15 protein-coding genes, 1 tRNA gene and 1 pseudogene are annotated in these 17,998 nt (G+C 39.4%); 6 read left to right on the forward strand and 11 right to left on the reverse strand.

Annotation, left to right across the window (positions count from 1 at the left end; translation table 11 throughout):
- Genes SH603_RS09315 through SH603_RS09325 form a run of 3 tightly spaced genes read left to right on the forward strand, consistent with a single transcriptional unit; the run spans position 1 to position 2,135 of the window.
- Positions 1–831: a transporter substrate-binding domain-containing protein gene (locus SH603_RS09315; RefSeq protein WP_169472431.1), complete on the forward strand. Its 831-nt coding sequence runs from the start codon at positions 1–3 to the stop codon at positions 829–831.
- Complete coding sequence (locus SH603_RS09320) at positions 831–1,469, forward strand: amino acid ABC transporter permease (protein ID WP_003664618.1); 639 nt, start codon at positions 831–833, stop codon at positions 1,467–1,469. Before SH603_RS09315 ends, SH603_RS09320 begins: the two co-directional genes overlap by 1 nt.
- A gap of 12 nt (positions 1,470–1,481) precedes the next feature.
- Positions 1,482–2,135 carry an amino acid ABC transporter permease gene (locus tag SH603_RS09325; protein WP_113897323.1) on the forward strand — a complete coding sequence of 218 codons (654 nt, stop codon included), beginning with the start codon at positions 1,482–1,484 and terminating at the stop codon, positions 2,133–2,135.
- 48 nt (positions 2,136–2,183) lie between these two features.
- Here SH603_RS09325 and SH603_RS09330 read toward each other — a convergent pair whose 3' ends face one another.
- The 4 genes from SH603_RS09330 to SH603_RS09345 form a co-directional block, all read right to left on the reverse strand.
- On the reverse strand, positions 2,184–3,371 hold the full coding sequence (locus SH603_RS09330; RefSeq protein WP_169472432.1) for a CPBP family intramembrane glutamic endopeptidase: 1,188 nt from the start codon (positions 3,369–3,371) through the stop codon (positions 2,184–2,186).
- A 222-nt stretch (positions 3,372–3,593) separates the two neighbouring features.
- On the reverse strand, positions 3,594–5,375 hold the full coding sequence (rnjA, locus tag SH603_RS09335; RefSeq protein ID WP_321533883.1) for a ribonuclease J1: 1,782 nt from the start codon (positions 5,373–5,375) through the stop codon (positions 3,594–3,596).
- 408 nt (positions 5,376–5,783) lie between these two features.
- Entirely contained in the window at positions 5,784–6,131 is a 348-nt protein-coding gene (locus SH603_RS09340; protein WP_169477957.1) for a DUF3368 domain-containing protein, read from the reverse strand.
- 78 nt (positions 6,132–6,209) lie between these two features.
- The gene (locus tag SH603_RS09345) at positions 6,210–6,656 is read right to left on the reverse strand and encodes a MerR family transcriptional regulator (RefSeq protein WP_113897319.1); all 447 of its coding nucleotides are present in this window, start codon (positions 6,654–6,656) and stop codon (positions 6,210–6,212) included.
- 132 nt (positions 6,657–6,788) lie between these two features.
- Between SH603_RS09345 and SH603_RS09350 the strand changes: the two genes are divergently transcribed.
- Both SH603_RS09350 and SH603_RS09355 read left to right on the forward strand, forming a co-directional pair.
- A complete protein-coding gene (locus tag SH603_RS09350) occupies positions 6,789–8,297 on the forward strand; it encodes an MDR family MFS transporter (protein WP_169472435.1) in 1,509 nt (502 codons plus the stop codon).
- A complete protein-coding gene (locus SH603_RS09355) occupies positions 8,297–9,028 on the forward strand; it encodes a DUF4811 domain-containing protein (protein WP_321533884.1) in 732 nt (243 codons plus the stop codon). The genes SH603_RS09350 and SH603_RS09355 overlap by 1 nt, the downstream gene beginning before the upstream one ends.
- 54 nt (positions 9,029–9,082) lie before the next feature.
- Here SH603_RS09355 and SH603_RS09360 read toward each other — a convergent pair whose 3' ends face one another.
- Positions 9,083–9,949 carry an RluA family pseudouridine synthase gene (locus tag SH603_RS09360; protein WP_321533885.1) on the reverse strand — a complete coding sequence of 289 codons (867 nt, stop codon included), beginning with the start codon at positions 9,947–9,949 and terminating at the stop codon, positions 9,083–9,085.
- A 77-nt stretch (positions 9,950–10,026) separates the two neighbouring features.
- Positions 10,027–10,101: transfer RNA gene (locus SH603_RS09365), tRNA-Asp, on the reverse strand.
- Positions 10,102–10,256: 155 nt separating this feature from the next.
- On the opposite strand from SH603_RS09365, the gene mprF reads away from it, so the two are divergent.
- A complete protein-coding gene (gene mprF / locus SH603_RS09370) occupies positions 10,257–12,842 on the forward strand; it encodes a bifunctional lysylphosphatidylglycerol flippase/synthetase MprF (RefSeq protein ID WP_321533886.1) in 2,586 nt (861 codons plus the stop codon).
- Positions 12,843–13,038: 196 nt separating this feature from the next.
- On the opposite strand, the gene SH603_RS09375 is transcribed toward mprF, so the two are convergent.
- The 5 genes and pseudogenes from SH603_RS09375 to SH603_RS09395 form a co-directional block, all read right to left on the reverse strand.
- The gene (locus SH603_RS09375; protein WP_169470968.1) at positions 13,039–13,611 is read right to left on the reverse strand and encodes a DJ-1 family glyoxalase III; all 573 of its coding nucleotides are present in this window, start codon (positions 13,609–13,611) and stop codon (positions 13,039–13,041) included.
- A gap of 12 nt (positions 13,612–13,623) precedes the next feature.
- A pseudogene (locus SH603_RS09380) lies at positions 13,624–14,607 on the reverse strand (alpha/beta hydrolase fold domain-containing protein).
- Positions 14,608–14,655: 48 nt separating this feature from the next.
- Positions 14,656–15,834 (reverse strand): MFS transporter, encoded by a 1,179-nt coding sequence (locus SH603_RS09385; protein WP_169472439.1) that lies wholly within the window; start codon positions 15,832–15,834, stop codon positions 14,656–14,658.
- A 76-nt stretch (positions 15,835–15,910) separates the two neighbouring features.
- Positions 15,911–16,564, reverse strand: a complete 654-nt coding sequence (locus SH603_RS09390; RefSeq protein WP_169472440.1) for a uracil-DNA glycosylase — start codon at positions 16,562–16,564, stop codon at positions 15,911–15,913.
- Positions 16,565–16,576: 12 nt separating this feature from the next.
- Positions 16,577–17,944: a threonine/serine ThrE exporter family protein gene (locus SH603_RS09395; RefSeq protein WP_169472441.1), complete on the reverse strand. Its 1,368-nt coding sequence runs from the start codon at positions 17,942–17,944 to the stop codon at positions 16,577–16,579.
- Between the last annotated feature and the right edge of the window lie 54 nt (positions 17,945–17,998).

Below are 17,998 nucleotides of genomic sequence, written 5' to 3' on the forward strand. Positions count from 1 at the left end.
ATGAAAAAGTATTGGCGATTACTTAGTCTTAGCGCCCTCCTCTTTATCACCCTCCTTACCCTTTCTGCCTGTGGTACTTCAATTGCAAAAAAGGATGTCCTGACTGAGGATATGCGTAGTCAACGAATTACCTGGGGAGTAAAAGCAGATACTCGTCTCTTTGGACTGGAAAATATCCGGACAGGGAAGCTAGAAGGATTTGAAATTGACCTCGCAACAGCTATTACAAAAAAGATCCTCGGCCCACAGGGAAAACCAATTTTTGTTCCTGTAACTAGCGGAACCCGGGTACCACTCCTAAAAAACGGTAATATTGATGCGATTATGGCAACCATGACGATCACTCCTGAGCGAGAAAAGCAAGTTGATTTTACCCATTCTTACTTTGATGCTGGTCAATCTCTCCTAGTTAAAAAGGGAAGTCCGATCAAAAACATCAGCGATTTAAATCGCCGAGGCGCTGTAATTCTTGGTGTTTCTGGATCAAATTCAGTTAAAAACGTTGCGAAGTTTGCTCCTAAAGCACGCGTCCTTCAATTATCTGACTACGCTCAAGCAATGACTGCCCTTAAATCCAAGCAGGGAGATGCCCTTACCACTGATAATGGGATTCTCTATGGGATGGCAGCTGAAAATCCAGGCTATGAAGTTGTCGGTGGTAACTTTACTAAAGAACCTTATGGAATCGCCGTTAACAAAAACCAAGCGCGCTTCCGTAATAAATTAAACTGGGCGTTAAGAGAAGTTGAAAAGGATGGTACTTACAACCGTCTTCTTCTTAAATGGTTTGGGAATGTTAAAGGATTTAATTATCAGGAGATGAAACGCTAATGTTAAATTTAATTATAAATGAGTGGCATCCCCTTTTAACCGGCCTCTGGAATACTATTCTGTGTAGCCTTATCGCATTAATTGGGAGCCTCATTATCGGAACCTTTTTTGCTCTTCTTGAGATTTCGCAACACCGTGTTGTTAAAATAATTGGTCATGTCTATGTAGAGGTCTTTCGTAATATCCCATTATTGGTAATTACAATGGCTTTTTTCCTGATCATTCCAATGTATATTGTTAAAATTAATGGATTTACTGCGGGAACAATTGGCTTAACGCTTTATACGTCCGCCTTTATTGCTGAGACCGTACGCGCTGGAATTAATTCAATTGATCCTGGCCAAATGGAAGGAGCCCTTGCTAATGGACTTACTTATGGACAAGCGATGCGCTACATTGTTTTACCACAAGCATTTCGCGTTGTTATTCCACCACTCGGTAATCAATTTATCAATTTGGTTAAAAACTCATCGGTTCTTGCCTTTGTTGCTGGCTTTGATCTTATGTACCAAGGAAATTTAATTGCAAACGATACCTTAGCAACTATGCCCACGTATTTCATTGTCGGTATCATGTACCTCATCATCACGCTTCCGTTGAGTTATTATATGCGACACCTTGAAAAGAAATTGGCCTAGGAGGGATGATCAATGCAAAACTTTATTGACGCGTATTCATGGATTAATATCCGTTTCCTCCTAGAAGGGCTTTGGATTACAATTGAAGTTTCCGTAATTTCAATTATAATCAGCTTTATTTTGGGAACTTTTCTCGGAATTATTCGTTACGCTAACATCAAATACTTATCAGCAATTGTCGGGTTCATTATCGATATTATCCGTAACCTTCCCCTCCTGCTAATAATTTTCTTCACCTACTTTGGTCTCCCGAATATCGGAATTAAACCAGAAATTATTCCAGCTGCAATTATGGCGCTTTCAATTTTCGAATCGGCAATGGTTGCTGAAATTGTTCGCTCAGGAATAAATTCGATTGATTATGGGCAAACAGAAGGGGCATTAGCTAACGGATTATCTAAGTGGCAAGCTTTACGAATTATTGTCTTACCACAGGCGATTAAGAATATGATGCCGGCCCTCGTTAGCCAGTTCATTTCGTTGGTCAAGGATACATCACTAGCAACAATTATTGTCTTGCCAGAGTTAATGTACCACGCCCAGATCATCTATGGTCAAAACACAAATTATATTATTCCAATGTTCGTTGCTTTAGCAGTCCTATACTTTATTGTCTGCTACTCATTATCATTGTTTGCACGTTATTTGCATAAACACATTGCCTGAGTATTAAAAACGGCGAGACTAGAAAACTTTTTCTAATCTTGCCATTTTTTAATGCTGAATCATAAAATCAAACCGTTGATGCTCTCCCGTTAAGCGATTAACATGTCGTTCCATCACTTGACGTCGTTGTCCAAACATCATCCAAACGGCAATTCCAATAAATACTACTAATTCAATTCCCGTCCCAATCCAATCCTGAACTGTTACTTTGCCAGTCATCAACGTTGAATCAGAAGCAATAAATGCCGTCCAATCTAATAAGAAGTGCATTAACATTGCTAACCACAATTGACCAGTATAAACATAAACAGTTGCAAAAAATAGTCCAATACCGGCTGCACTAACTGCTTGCAAAACAGTCATTGACCATTCTTGAGGGCCATAGTTGGTAAGATGAACAATTCCGAATAAAATTGAGCTCGTTGCCAATGCTAACGGAAGGCGTTGCTTGACATTGCGCCAAGCATAGAATAAGATGCCCAGAATAGCGAAACGGAACAAGGTCTCTTCCATTACCGCAGCTTCAAATGCTGAAAGGGTAAAATCCCAATTAGCACGGTGGAGTCTTGGCATTTCTCCCGTATTTAAGGCCATAAAGATAATATCAACAACAACTAATCCAGCAAATATCCCCCAATTAAAATCACCGCTCCAATGTGGTTTTAATCCTGGCCATGATAAATGCCACGTCCGCATAACAGTTGTCGTAAGAATAAAGAAAGCAACTGCGCCAACTGCACCAGTGGATAATGCTAATAATAAGAAGTGATTATCAACCAAGTCTATTGGTAAGGCAATCAATGGCATGAAAACCACCTGAGCTAACCAGGCAATAAAGATTAGTCGTTCGATGCTCCAATGCATGAATTCACCAATTACGCTTGCAAATGGTGCAAACATTATAAAGTAATAAAAAATCATCATTGTCACAACGCCCCGGGATGGTAAATGTAATAGAACAATAATTTCTCGAACCATTACATCCCAGGCAAACACTAAAATTATCGGCTGGGCAATTACCTGCAGCCATGCATTTAACTTCTTAACTAGTAAGGACACATTAGGCAAGAGTTCAAAGATTAAACCAATTCCTAAAATAGTAACCATGATCAATAATGCTAATGCATCGGTCTGACGATTAAATTCATAATTACGAATCATCATCATCGCTAAAATGACCAGGGTCGCCCCAATTTGAACCCGGTACCAGATCCTTAGATAATCGTTTCCGGTCATTTTTCCTCATCCTCTCTGGGAAATATAAAATAATTGCTAAATATGATCATACCAAACAATCTCCTTAGTTTTAAGAACAAATCTTCTTTTTTTAGTTTAAACCACAAAAGAACTTGCAGGCAAAAAAACCGCAAGTTCTTTTATTGTTTATTTTGTGTTTCCAGTTGCAACTGGTTGTTTCTCTTTACCATTCTTCTTTTTAGAATGTTGCTGAGATTTCCGCTAGGAATGATTATTTTGTCGTTCGTTTTTATGTGCTTGATTATTTTTATTGTTTGGTCGACGATAGTGTTGATTTTCTGAACGATTATTGCCGTTCAAGATTGTCACCATCGGAATAATCACAGGGCGACGACCAGTGCGATCATAAAGCAATTTTTGCAAACGACTGATAATTGTCCGGTTTAATACCCGTTGATCAATGTGTTTGTGATTCTTAAATGTATTAAGGATTGCCCAGAATACTTCATGATTGGCTGCCTTAATCAGCTCTTGTGACTCATGCATATAAACAAAGCCACGCGAAACAATATCAGGCCCCGCAACAATTTGATAATCCTTTAAGTCAACAACCGCAATCGCTGTTACGACACCTTCTTCTGAAAGTAAGCGCCGTTCGCGAATTTCTGGATTTCCAACCGTATCTCCCGCATCACGACCATCAATATAAACATCACTAACACTATCAATATGGTCCGCTACTCGACAAGAATCTTTCGTAAGAGCTAAAACATCCCCATTTGCAAGAACAAAGCTATTTTCCTCTGGCACACCAGTCATCTCAGCTAACTTGGTGTGAATTTTTTGCATTCGGTATTCACCGTGAACCGGCGCGAAGAACTTAGGCTTCATTAACCGTAGCATAAATTCTTCATCGACTTGACCACCGTGTCCTGATGTGTGGATATTACTAACATATCCATGAATTACGTTAGCCCCGCTTTCTTCAAGCTTATTGATAAGGGCATTAACACTAGTAGTATTTCCTGGAATTGGGTTACTAGAGAAGACAACTGTATCTTCTGGCTGAATAGTAATTTGACGGTGAGTACCATTAGCAATCCGACTAAGGGCTGCCATTGGTTCACCCTGCGATCCAGTACACATGATCAATACTTTCTCTGGTGGGTAATTGTTAATTTCATTTTGGTCAATAAGCGAATCTTTAGGAATATTAAGGTAACCTAATTCTTGACCAGCAGTGATTGCATTTTCCATACTGCGACCAAAAACTGCAATCTTTCGGCCTTGAGCAATCGCGGCATCAGATGCTTCACGCAACCGATAAACATTAGATGCAAATGAAGCAAAGATAATGCGTCCCTTAATTCGTTCAAAGATCCGGCGAATATGAATATTAACCCAGCGTTCAGACTTTGTAAATTCTGGTCGTTCAGCGTTTGTACTATCTGATGTTAGGAGGAGAACCCCATCATCCCCTAATTTAGCCATTTGTTGAAGGTTAGGCCCGGGTAAATTGCCAACTGGTGTCAAGTCAAACTTAAAGTCACCAGTCTGGACAATTGTTCCTTGAGGAGTATGAACGGCAATCCCCAGGGTGTCAGGAATTGAGTGGGTTGTACGGAAGAAACTCACCCATAACTTCTTAAAATGAACTTCATCAAATTCATTAATTTCATGCAATTCAGCATTTCTTAGCAAGTGTTTTCCTTCCAATTTCCCTTTAATTAATGACATTGCAAAAGGTCCAGCATAAATAGGCGCATTGACCTTTTGTAAGAAGAATGGTAATCCTCCAATGTGGTCTTCGTGACCGTGTGTGATAAAGATTCCCTTAATCTTATCTTTATTTTCAATGAGGTAATCATAGTTTTGAATTACGTAATCCACCCCTAGCAATTCATCCTCGGCGAATAAGACTCCACAGTCAATAACAATAATTTCATCTTGGAATTGTACACAATACATATTTTTACCAATTTCACCAAGACCACCCATGGCGTAAAAGGCAACTTCATTGTTTTTAATCTTTAATTTTGTCATAATACCTTTCCTTTTATAGATTTTTTATCATGTTAATTAACGGAATTTAAGTAAGCCAAAAGAACCGCTTTGTTTTGGCAAGGTCGGTTATTAATATTCATTTTATTATTGGCACTTAATCTTAATTATTTAATCCGTACGTAAAACTAACTATTATTTTACCACATCTACAAAATTGAAGGTAGTAATTGCCTGATTCTTTGATTAAAAAAGAAGGTTGTGAGTGGAAATTAACTTCCTCGACAAGGCGGTGGGCTAACACGGGCTAACTATCATTCGGACTTAGCCTCGAGCCTTGTAGTTAATTTCCACGTTATCTTACTACTGTTCATAAAAGCAGTTGAGGCTGAGAGAAAACAAAAGTTTTCTCCCAGCCACCTTCCTTTTTAAATCCCACTAGTTGCTTTTCTAATCTTCTTCTGGTAGCTGTTCCTCTTTTCGTTCCCAAGCCTTCATCCAATCAACAACCGGTTCCCCATCTTCATGAAATTTAACATTAGGCAACGCGGCTAAAATTTTTTGATAGGCTGGCTTACTTAGCCGCGTGCTTACATTAACTAATTCTTGATGACCCATAAACGCATTATCGCGCAAGATTTGATTAATTGTAGCTATTAGTTCATTTGATACTTGTGAGCTAAGGATTTCTAAGCTACCCCTACGATATTGATCAACATAAAAATTAATAAATGAATTAAGGGCAACTTCTTTAGCATCCCCGCTTAACTCACTATAACTTAAACCTGTTGTAGCCAATTGTTATTCTTCCTTTCTCAAATTAATTTACTTTGGTTATCCTCTACATTTTAACCTTAACACAAAGTTTATTATCCGTTAATTTTCTTTCCGATCCCGAATACGAAGACTGGTCTTATCACCATCAATCACTGCATATACTTCTTTTGTGGAATCTTCAGCTAATGAGCCCAGCTTAACTTCTCCACTATCTTCCCCGGTTTGTTCTACTTCTTTGATGCCATCAGTAATAAAACGGGTAAAAATCTTATGAAGCTCGCGCCGTTTTCGTTCCTTTTTTACAGCCATCGCTAAAGTAAAACCTTGATCCAAAAATACTTTAATCGTTAATACCTGAAAAATTGTTGGAAAACTAAAATAGTGATTTTTATTCTGCTCATCTTGTTCCGATTTAATATAACCCTTTTTCTCCCAATATCTTAGTTGACTAGTAGAGACACCAGTTACACGTGCTACTTCACTCATACTAATCTTTAATTGTTTACTAGCGATCATTTTTCTAATTTTTTCAGAAAGCGGATCCATTATTTTCCTCCAAAGTGTATATTTCAATCATAAATTACCAAAAATTCGATATCTTTGTCAAATAATTTGACAAAGATATCGAATAGTATTATGTTTTTCACATTGTAAAAAACGTAAAGGAGGATTCTATTAGTGAATCAAGAGCAACAACCTGTTGATATTAATGGTCAAACTTATAATCGTTCCTTAATGATCTTTGTCTTATTAATTGGAGCTTTTTGTACCATTTTAAACCAAACTATTCTTTCAACAGCCTTTCCCGCATTAATGGATGCTTTTAATATTAGTACCGCCACCGTTCAATGGTTAACTACTGGTTTCTTAATGGTTAATGGGATTATGATCCCCGTAAGTGCCTATTTAACCAGTCGTTTTAATACTAAGAGTCTTTTTATCATTGCTATGTCAACCTTTGAAGTTGGAACAATCTTAGCATGGATTGCTCCATCGTTTGCCGTTTTATTAGTCGGTCGTCTTATCCAAGCGGTCGGAGTAGGAATTAACATGCCCCTAATGCAAAATATTATGCTGACTGTTTATCCTCCTGAGAAACGTGGCGCTGCAATGGGAGTAAACGGCTTAGTTATTGGATTAGCCCCAGCAATCGGTCCGGCTCTATCTGGATGGGTTATCGATAGTTATAGCTGGCGGTGGCTTTTCGGAATGATCGCCCCCATTACTGCTTTAGTTATTATTGTTAGTTTTTTTACAGTTAAGAATGTTATTCCTAATAAAAAGCCGCATCTTGACTGGCTTTCTGTTGTTATTTCAACATTAGGATTTGGGAGCATGCTTTATGGATTCTCAAGTGTCGGTGATAAGGGTTGGACAGATCCAGTTGTCCTTTCAGCCATTATCATTGGGGTGATTTTAGTTGGAATTCTAATCATGCGTCAAAACAAGCTAGACGATCCATTCCTTGAATTCAAGGTCTTCGAAAGCAAAGAATTCTCCCTCGCAACCATCCTTAGTTCAATTGTAATGATGGCAATGGTTGGGGTGGAATTCGTCATTCCTCTTTACCTTCAAATTATTCATGGAATGTCCGCCTTCCATTCAGGTCTTACCCTTTTATTTGGGGCTCTTTTCATGGGAATCATGAGCCCAGTTACTGGGAATTTATTTGACCGTCATGGTGCTAAACGCTTAGCCTTTACGGGAATGTTTATCTTAACTGTTGGAACAATTCCTTTTGCCTTTATTACTCGTGATACCCCAACTATTTATATTGTCTTCTTATATGCAGTCCGAATGTTTGGTATTTCAATGGTAATGATGCCAGTTACTACGGCGGGAATGAATTCTCTTCCTTACAATTTAATCTCGCACGGTACAGCTGTTAACAATACCATTCGTCAAGTCGCTACTTCTGTGGGAACAGCGATCATGATCTCTGTTTTGACAAATATTACTAATAGCAATCGACCTGCTCATTCACTGCTGACACAATCCCCATTGCAATATAAAGCAAAGATGTTTAATGCTACTTTGATGGGGTACCATGCAGCATTCTGGTTCGCAATCGCCTTCTCACTCATTGGTTTATTCCTTACATTCTTTGTTACAAGTGGTAATGGAATTCACCTCCGCCTTGATAGCGAAGACATTGTAGAACCAACTGATAAAGGAGGGATGAAGTAATGGTTATTATTCTAACTTTTCTAGGAGCACTTGCCTTTTTTGCTTGCATGATGTTTATTCAGCAAAAAGAACTGCGAATTATTTTAGCTACACTCACGGGAATTATTTTTGTGGGCTCAACTCTTTTGATGACACTAAATTACAGTCACCATTTTGGAATGCAAAAAGTTACGACAACAACCACCAAGCGGATTTACTCTGCTTCAAATTCCTCAATGCCCCTGGCAATTTACCAACCGGTTGGTAAAAGCGGCCGTGATGATGTTTATATTTATAACACCAAAGTTAAACAAAAAACGCCTAACCATACCCAAGCAAACGAATATACCACTAGTCGGATTAAATGGACTAATGGTTCTACTACCCCTCAGCTCGTAACAACTGAGACATGTTGGCAATATCGTAATGATTTTTATAAAGTCCTATATGCATGGTCAGGAATGGACAATACATTGGTTAAGAGAACTAACGTGTTAGAATATCCACGAATGTATGTTAAACTCACAACAAGTCAGGCTGCTAAACTTGCCAAAGTTGCTAAATCTGCTATGGGAGCCAAATTACAATCACAAGCAGCAGAACAAGGACGCGCTTTTGTTACATCAAAGGTTCAAGCAGCAATGATCAAGAATCCTAACATGACTGCTAAACAAATCCAAGAAGTATCAGCACAAGCAGAACAAGAATTTCAGGCCCAAAGCGTTAAACAAATTTTAAAACAAGTTAAGTAAAAAATAGAGACTAAGAGAAAAAAACAATCTCCTAGTCTCTATTTTGTATTTAATCTAATTCAAAAATACTGGTGGCAATTCTGAGGTAAATGTCCTTTGTTTAAGGGTAAAGGGATCGTTAAAGCTAATTTTACTTGCATGAAGCAACTGATGATCATACTTACTAGTATCGCCGCCATAAAGATGGTCACCAATTAGGGGATGACCAATAGCGGCAAAGTGAACCCTGATCTGGTGTGTGCGTCCAGTGTGAAGTCTTACCCGTACTCGTGTCCACTTTGCATCTCGTTCTTCAACCCAATACTCGGTCAAAGCTCGTTGCCCATTCTCGTCAATTACCCGTGCAGCCTGCCCATCCTTTCTTCCAATCGGCTTGTTAATCTCGCCATGTTCGTCCATAATTTGTCCTTCTACTAAAGCGGTATATTCCTTCAGCATTTGATGTTGCTGCACTTGTTGACTGATCATACTGGAGGCAATATGATGCTTAGCGATAAGAAGTAATCCTCCCGTAAAGCGATCCAGTCGTGTAATTAAATGAGGGCGGAGATCTGCAGAATTATATGCAATTAAGTATCCCTTCACCCGATTCAAAACTGTATTATTTTGAACGGTTGGTCCTGGGATAGAAGTCACACCTGCTGGCTTATCTACTACCAACCAATTATCATCTTCATAAACAATCTTTAAGGGCTCATTACTAATTTCAACAGTATCATCAGCTAACTCTGGCTGAGCCTTAATGGTTAAAGGTTGATTAGGAAGAATCTGAGTTGTTGGCCGTACCTTCCGATGATCAACAAGGAATTCCCCTTCACCGTTTTTAAGATCGTTAAATAAACGGTGCCCCATCCCCAATGACTGAAGGTACTTCTTTATTTTAATCGGTTCGGTTCCTTGGTATATCCACGTATTTTCCATCTTAATCTCCTCCATCGACATTACAAAAGATACAAAAAAAGAGCTGATGACCTAAATCACAGCTCTTTAATATTGAACGGTCCGTACGAGACTCGAACTCGTGATCTCATCCGTGACAGGGATGCGTCCTAAACCAACTAGACCAACGGACCAACTCGACAACAAATAAAAGTATACGAGATTTTTCAAAATTAGTCAACAAAAATTTGCAATTTATTTTTGATTTTTCGTTTTTCCTATCTATACCGCAAAAATTCCCAATAGTTTATAATGAAAGTACTAGCTATTATTCAAGGAGGAGTTTTTAATGCAGCAGTTGGGCAAGCGCCTATTAAACTGGTGGTCTAAGTATTCAAAAGTCATAAAAGTAGTGTTCGTAACTTCAGTCCTAGTCTTTGTTATTCTCGCGTTAGGTAACTTTTTTAAAACAGTTAAATGGCATGAAGTAGGAGTTGGCTTAGCAAACCTGTCTTGGGAAAGCATCATCCTGCTCCTAATTACCGGATGCATCGCAGTCATCCCTATGTTGGGGTATGATTTTGCAATCACCCATTTATTACCCGGGAAATTTAAGAAATCATATATTATTCGCTGTGGATGGATTACTAATACCTTAACAAATATTGCCGGATTTGGCGGAATTCTTGGTTCTACTTTACGAGCATACTTCTATCGAAAGAACGCAACTAAGAAAGAGATTCTGCTTGCTATCTCTAAAATTGCCGTCTTTTTACTCTCTGGTTTATCTGCTCTTTGTTGGGTAGCTTTGATCATCATGTTTGTGTTTCACGATGGTGGGCACTTCAATCAATACGCACTTTGGCTTGTGGGGGGCGGATTATATTTCCCAATCGTTTTTTATTTTACTGTTATTCATAATAGTAAAATATTTAAGGATATCACGCCAAAAGTAGGAACCTTTTTAATTACCAGTTCAACTTGTGAATGGCTATTTGTCGCACTTTTCTTCTTATTGGTCGGTTGGTGCTTAGGCGTTCGGCATAACCTTATTAGCGTTCTGCCGTTATACGTTGTTGCCCAGGTACTCGGGGTTCTTTCAATGATTCCGGGGGCGCTTGGTTCGTTTGACCTTTTAATGATGTTAGAACTGTCATTACTTGGCGTTTCCCAAACTACCTCTGTTATTTGGTTATTACTATTCCGAATTTTTTACTACATCATTCCATTAATTATTGCCGGATTCATGTTCTTGCATTCGCTGGCATCACAAGTTAACCAGTTCTTTGACGGATTGCCATTACTAATGGTCCGCAAACTTGCTTACTATTTAATTACAACGTTTATGTATGTTTCTGGGATTTTGATGCTTATTACTGCCTCAATTCCAGACATCACAGCACAAAATAAGATTATCGCGAACCTTTATCCCTATACCTTCTTCTTCCTCCACCAATTGACAACCATCTTATTTGCACTGGCTATGCTTGCCTGTGCTCGCGGTCTTCAATCAAAGGTGAAAAAGGCATACCTTCCTACTTTAATATTATTGGTAATTGGAATTGCTAATACCATTTGGAACCTGGGAACATTGAGCTTAACAATTTACCTCGTCATTGTTTTGATACTTGTTTTACTCTCTCGCCATGTGTTATACCGGAAGAAATTGGAATATTCAATTGGAAAATTTGCAATTGATAGTCTTATCTTTGCTGGGGCTTGTATCCTCTATGTAATTGTCGGCGTTATTAATGCTCCTCAATATTCCAGCAAGCACCACATCCCTGGTTTTCTATTTTTCCCTGGTGAAAAGATTTGGATTTCCGGACTCTTCGGATTAATCCTCGGTCTCTTATTAATTTTCGTTATTCTGCGCTACTTTATGGCCGGGACTGATCCTTTCAATATCCCAAGTGTATTTGATGCTGAACGGATCCGCAATGTTATTAAAGAATATGGGGGAAATGAAACTAGTCACCTCGCCTTCTTAAAAGATAAAAGTATCTACTATTACAGTGTTGACGACCATGATAAGCTCTTTTTCATGTATCGCCGTAAATATGATCGCTTGGTCGTAATGGGTGATCCAGTTGGCAATAAGGATAGTTGGCGACCAGCTCTTCGACAATTTGTCTTAGAAGCTGATAAGTATGGCTATCAGCTTGTCTTTTATGAAGTCTCCAGCGATATGACGATGCTTCTTCATGAATTTGGTTTTGACTTTATTAAGACCGGTGAAACTGGCCTCGTTAAGCTGGCAGACTTTACGCTTGCTGGTAAGCGACAACGATCACAACGAGCATTGATGCATAAATTTGATCGTGAAGGCTATACCTTCTCCGTTGAAAAGCCACCATTTAGTAAAGAATTAATGCAAGAGATGAAACAAGTCTCCGATAGCTGGTTAGGAAACGAAACAGAAAAAGGATTTTCTCTTGGTTTCTTTGACTCCTACTATATTAATCAGGCACCAGTTGGTATTATCCGTGATAAAGAAGGCAAAATGGTCGCCTTTGCAACGTTTATGCCGACAGGAGGTAAAAAGATTTTAACAATTGACCTCATGCGTCATAGCAAAGATGCTCCTTCTGGAATAATGGATAAAATTTTCATCAGTATGTTCCAATATGGTCAGGAAAACGGTTATACCTACTTCGATCTCGGAATGGCACCTCTTTCAAATGTCGGGGAATATCAATTTAGCTTTATTGAAGAAAAAGCTGCGCACTTCATTTATGAATATGGATATCATTTGTATGGCTTTCAAGGATTACGGCGATACAAAGATAAATATGCGACAGTTTGGTATTCACGTTATACTGCTTTCCGCAAGAAGAATTCAATCATTGCCACAATGATGATTTTAGTTAGCGTTGTTAACCAACGTGTTGATCAGCAAAACCACCGTTCAATCTTCTGGTGGTTGATTAAATAATATAATTAAGGAGTTGTGACATAAGTTAGGTCACTTCCATAAAATACGAACAGCGCAGTACAACAATGGCCTTCAGCATCCGGCAAAGTCGAACGCTGAAGGCCTATTGTTGCTTGCGGTGGCTCCCAGAGGCTAGCTTCGCGTTGAAAACGAAGTCACGAGTGACTTCTGTCTCGCTCCCTTTTACTTTTATCGTCTATTTTTGATCCATCAAATAATCATATAGCATCTCATGCTTAATCTTATCAGTATTGTAGCCTAATACCTCTGCAATCTGATAAGCAAAGGCTAAGGCAGTTGCGGGACCACGACTGGTAATGATCTTCCCATCATTATCAACAACCGTAATATCCTCTTCAAAATTTGCTGTTGGGGCACCCTTAGCAATTTCCTCGTTAATTCCTGGAAAGCAAGTATAGTTATGATTATCAAGCAAACCATACCGAGCCAAGGCAATCGGAGCAGCACACATTGCGGCATCCCACTTATTTTCTGCATTGCGTTTTTGCATCAATTTCATCAACTTATCATTATCGCGAAGCTTTTGAGCACCCCCACGACCACCAGGAAAGGCTACCACATCATAATCGAGGAGCCGATCACTCATTACCTCATCACAAGTTAATTCAATTCCGTGAGCGCCAGGAACATGAAAATCCTCTAATCCAACCATTGTGGTTTCAATCCCCATTCGCCGGAGAACGTCCACAATTGTAAGTCCTTCTACTTCTTCACAACCTGGTGCAAACACTACAGCAACTTTAGCCAAAATATCACCCCATCAATTATTAATTATTGCAACTACCCGTTTCATTACACCCTTTGCTTCTGGAATTTGATAAAGCGGGTAAATATGAAACAGTCCACGACCCGTATATGAGTTTACAGTGATCCCAGCGTCACGCAATTTTTGAACAAACAAGGTCACATCAGGATACATTATTTCCCTTGTCCCTACAAAAACAGTCACATCGCGCAACTGATCAAGATTCCCATATAAGGGACTTAATCGATAGTCTTGATGATCCGTATCACCGGCCCACATCGTACCAATTTTTCGCAAACCGTTCACTGCTAGTGTAACATCTTTATCCTCATATTTGCTAATGAGAGAATTTGTGAGATCAAGGTCGAGCCAAGGAGAAAATAAGATGAGGTGACCAGGCTGTGGAAGCCCCTTTTTACCAAGATATTCACAAAAGCCAGCTGCTAATCCCCCACCAGCTGAATCGCCCATAATAGTTACTTTACTAGCAGGCATAAGGGTATAAATTTTACTATAAAGACTAGCAATTTCTTGGTAGGCGGTACGGTAAGTAGCATGCGGAACCAGCGAATAAATTGAGACATAAATCTTCGCATCCGTGGCGATTGCCAACCGATTTAAATATTGCCAATGAGTCTTATTGGGGCGCTGAATATAGGCTCCCCCGGTTAGATACATGATTACTCGTTGATTATTTCCGTGATCATTTAAGACATATGTTGTTACTTCCTGTTCTTGACGTTGAACATCAACTGTCATTACAGCAGCAGGCAAGTAGTATTCAGCCTCGTTGTCAATCCATGCGTTCCCCACTAAGGCATTAAACTTATTATTTTCTGCAAGATCGTTTTTAAATCCGCTTAATTAAATTCCCATTTCAGTAAAGGTTGCTTTACTAGAACGATGAGCACCACATCGTCGTAACTCTCGCAAACTATTCTCAAGATTATTAGCCAAATGACTAGCAATTTGAGTATTAAATTTCTTTATTTTCTCCACTGAAACGATCGCTCCTCATTTAAAATCTTACTATTATCCTATCATGATTTAAGATTTTGTGTCTTTAAGATTACCTAAAGCCATTAGGTCGCGTTGATGACAATGATTTTGCCAGCCTAAAACCACAACCAAAACTAAGGCAATAAGGATTAAAATTACTGCCGCAATGATAATGTCGCGATATCCATTATAAAGAATCGTACGCAGGGTTGGTAAAAGCTTATCCGGAAGACTACTAGCAGTTTGGGCATTTGATAATTTATTTAGCATTCTTAAGGTAATTCCGTGGTGCGTTTGAACACCCTGGAATAGCTCTTGGTTAATAATAACTCCATACACCGCGGACATAAGAGTCTGACTCAAAATTCGCAATAAGTATCCTAGTGAAGTAGCAATTGGCACATCCCGTAATTCAGCATCTGTTTGAACATTAATCTGTAAAATATTAAAAACAAGGCCAACACCAAACCCTTCAAAAGCACCCATGAATAAAATAAGCCAGAATGGTGTTTTTTGTCCCCCAATCATTATTCCTAAATAGGCAATAAAAATTGAAGCTGCCCCACAGGTAACAATCCAGTATTTTCCCCATCGTTCCTGCAACACTGGCACTAATTCTGAACCAATAAAGTTAGTAACCGCCCCTGGAATTTGCGTCATTCCGCCAAGCAGCGCACTTAAACCTAAAATTCCCTGAGCCCACATTGGAATATAAGTGACAAATGCAATAAAGGAACCCCAAATTATAACGAATAAAGTAAAATCAATTACCAGTTCGCGATTTTTAAACAGACTGCTAGGAACAATTGGGTCTACCGCCTTACTGTCAACTTTTATCATTCCTCCAGCACCAATTCCCATTACAGTTCGCGCGATAATAAACCATAAAATATTAGGGGCTAATCCTTGAAAGATTGCTCCAACTAAAAACATGGAGGTAGCGGTAATATAGGCTTGCTTGTTTCCCTTATGCTCACCAAACTTACTCCATAATGGGGTCGCAACAGCCATTCCGAAAAGAAAAGTTGCGATGATCCACCCCATATATTGCAACCCATGAAGATCACTGGTAATAGCTGGCAAGGCTGTATTTACAATCGTACCATCCATCCCCGCCATAATATTAGATAGTAACAACGCACCAGTAACAATTGTTCGTCGTTGTTGTAATTCCACTTTTTCATCCCCTTTAATTCTCTCCGTACTAAAGAGGATGGAACAGAGCATCTAAGTGCGTTGTCCCATCCTCTTGAATTACAAACTGTTTTCCGTTATACGACCTTAGGCATAAAAAGTATAATGATTATTTTTTCATTTTCTTAATGTCTTGTCCCAACTGTTGCCAATCTACTTTAATAGTAGGCTCTAATCGGCGGGCATAGAGTACTGCGGCTGGATGATACATCGGCATAATCCAATATTTATCAGCCGTCAACTCATAACCATCATGCGCGTCATTAGTCCGCTGAATTTTTTCGTGGAGAAGTTGTCCATGAAGCTTACCAATATTAGCCTGACTACCAAGCAGCCGTTGTAAAGCCGTATTGCCAAGCGTAACAATAATTTTCGGCTTAACTTGAGCTAATTCCCAATCAAACAAAGGGGCAAATGCTAAGGCTTCTTTTTTAGTTGGCGTCCGGTTAGGGTGTTTTTCAATCACTTCACCCGTCTTCTTATCAATTGCCCTCTTAATACTATAAGGCCGTTGACGAACTACACTGGTAATATAAACGGTTGAACGTGAATATCCGATTGATTCAATCAACTTCATCAGCTCTTGACCGGAAGCACCCGAAAAAGGAATATTTACCTTTTCTTCGTGACGACCAGGAGCCTCTCCTACTAACATCAAATCTGGATTAAGCGGTCCTTGACCTGGAGTAAAACCTGTTAATTGACGATCCTTCGTTTTTTCTTTTACCTCTGCCAGGAGTGTTGGCGGATATTCTGCAATCATATTCTCAATCTCCTATCCATTATGTCGCCACTTAGAATCTGTAAGAATCCGAGCAACGATCAATCCCATTGGCAAGAATACAACAATCATAAGCGCCTTGGTCATCCAAAGCGTTCCTACACTAATCGAAGTTAAACCGATATTATACATTGCCCGATACATATAAAGTCCCGGGACCATAATAACAATCGATGGAACCGTGATTGAAATTTGCGGATATTGGATTTTACGTTTAACAATCGATGCCAATAACCCGGCAACTAATGCTCCTAAAAATGCGGCTGCTCCTGCCGGTATTCCGGTCAAGTCCGTTAATTCTAATCGTAAGGTATTAGCAATCGCACCAATACAACCGGCAATAGCTGCCATTTTAGGCGTACTGTTAAACATTATTGAGAAGCCAAATACCCCACAAAAGCTGGCTTGCAGCCGGAGTAAAAAGAGCATTAATGCCGATAGAGGCAATGCTTGAAAATTCTCAGGACGTAAATTAACCATCAACGCCACAATCCATCCGACCAAGGTAGCAACTGTAATAATTGCGATTGCATAGGTCATCCGTTCAAGCCCAGACCGCATATCAAGCTTTGAAATATCAAGTCCACTAGTAATAAATGGAAATCCTGGAATAATAAACAGCATTGCGCCGATATACCCTGCTTCATGACGCGAACTCACATTAAATGTTAATTGCATCAAACTTAAAGCCAGCAGGTAAGAAAGGCACGCAACTGCAACCGCAACCGCTACTCCCGCAAATAAGGTAATGTGATGGTCAATCATCTTACGGCGGACATAGTTTCCGAGGCCAGCCCCGATAAAACTACAAAACATTTCAACTGGTCCACCACCGAGTAAAAAGACAAAGGCGCTACATGCCAGAGCAGCTGCTAGTCCTACTTGGTAAGGAGCGTAATTTCCTTTTGAGTGAGCGATTTCTTCCAAACGGGAATGGATTTCTCCAATTGTCATCTCGCTTCCATTCTGGTCAAATTCTTTAATAAATCGCTCCATCTGCGAAAGTTTTGTCGTATTTATACTTGTGCTTGGCAAAGATATTGCCTGCGTGTAACTATGGTGGGCATCCATACAAGTATATTCGAGGGAAACTAACCCAATATCGACCGAACAAGTCATTTTCAACGTCCGGGCAACTGTATTCATTGAATCACGGACTCGCCATGCCCCCGTTCCATAAGAAAGCATCATTAATCCAATTCGCCCGACAATCGCTGCTCGTTCTACTAAATTAGCCTCATACGCAGGGGTGAAATTATCGTTTGTAAAAAAGTCATGCCATGGAATCGCCATATGATGCTTATCAGACAAATGTTCAGTCGGCTCAAAATCACTCGCTGAGATCTCTTTATCCTTACTCAAAACCCATCCAGCTCCTCTTATCAATTCTCTTAACTATTTAATTATACGGCGGCT

The sequence above is a fragment of the Limosilactobacillus reuteri genome (assembly GCF_034259105.1).
GTDB classification, from domain to species: Bacteria; Bacillota; Bacilli; order Lactobacillales; family Lactobacillaceae; genus Limosilactobacillus; species Limosilactobacillus reuteri_G.

Excerpts from the sequence above, each read along its gene's own strand:
- mprF (WP_321533886.1), top strand. The coding sequence starts at position 10,257 with ATGCAGCAGTTGGGCAAGCGCCTATTAAACTGGTGGTCTAAGTATTCA.
- SH603_RS09320 (WP_003664618.1), top strand. The coding sequence starts at position 831 with ATGTTAAATTTAATTATAAATGAGTGGCATCCCCTTTTAACCGGCCTC.
- SH603_RS09315 (WP_169472431.1), top strand. The coding sequence starts at position 1 with ATGAAAAAGTATTGGCGATTACTTAGTCTTAGCGCCCTCCTCTTTATC.
- SH603_RS09360 (WP_321533885.1), bottom strand. The coding sequence starts at position 9,949 with ATGGAAAATACGTGGATATACCAAGGAACCGAACCGATTAAAATAAAG.
- SH603_RS09325 (WP_113897323.1), top strand. The coding sequence starts at position 1,482 with ATGCAAAACTTTATTGACGCGTATTCATGGATTAATATCCGTTTCCTC.
- rnjA (WP_321533883.1), bottom strand. The coding sequence starts at position 5,375 with ATGACAAAATTAAAGATTAAAAACAATGAAGTTGCCTTTTACGCCATG.
- SH603_RS09345 (WP_113897319.1), bottom strand. The coding sequence starts at position 6,656 with ATGGATCCGCTTTCTGAAAAAATTAGAAAAATGATCGCTAGTAAACAA.
- SH603_RS09330 (WP_169472432.1), bottom strand. The coding sequence starts at position 3,371 with ATGACCGGAAACGATTATCTAAGGATCTGGTACCGGGTTCAAATTGGG.
- SH603_RS09385 (WP_169472439.1), bottom strand. The coding sequence starts at position 15,834 with ATGCTCTGTTCCATCCTCTTTAGTACGGAGAGAATTAAAGGGGATGAA.
- SH603_RS09390 (WP_169472440.1), bottom strand. The coding sequence starts at position 16,564 with ATGATTGCAGAATATCCGCCAACACTCCTGGCAGAGGTAAAAGAAAAA.
- SH603_RS09355 (WP_321533884.1), top strand. The coding sequence starts at position 8,297 with ATGGTTATTATTCTAACTTTTCTAGGAGCACTTGCCTTTTTTGCTTGC.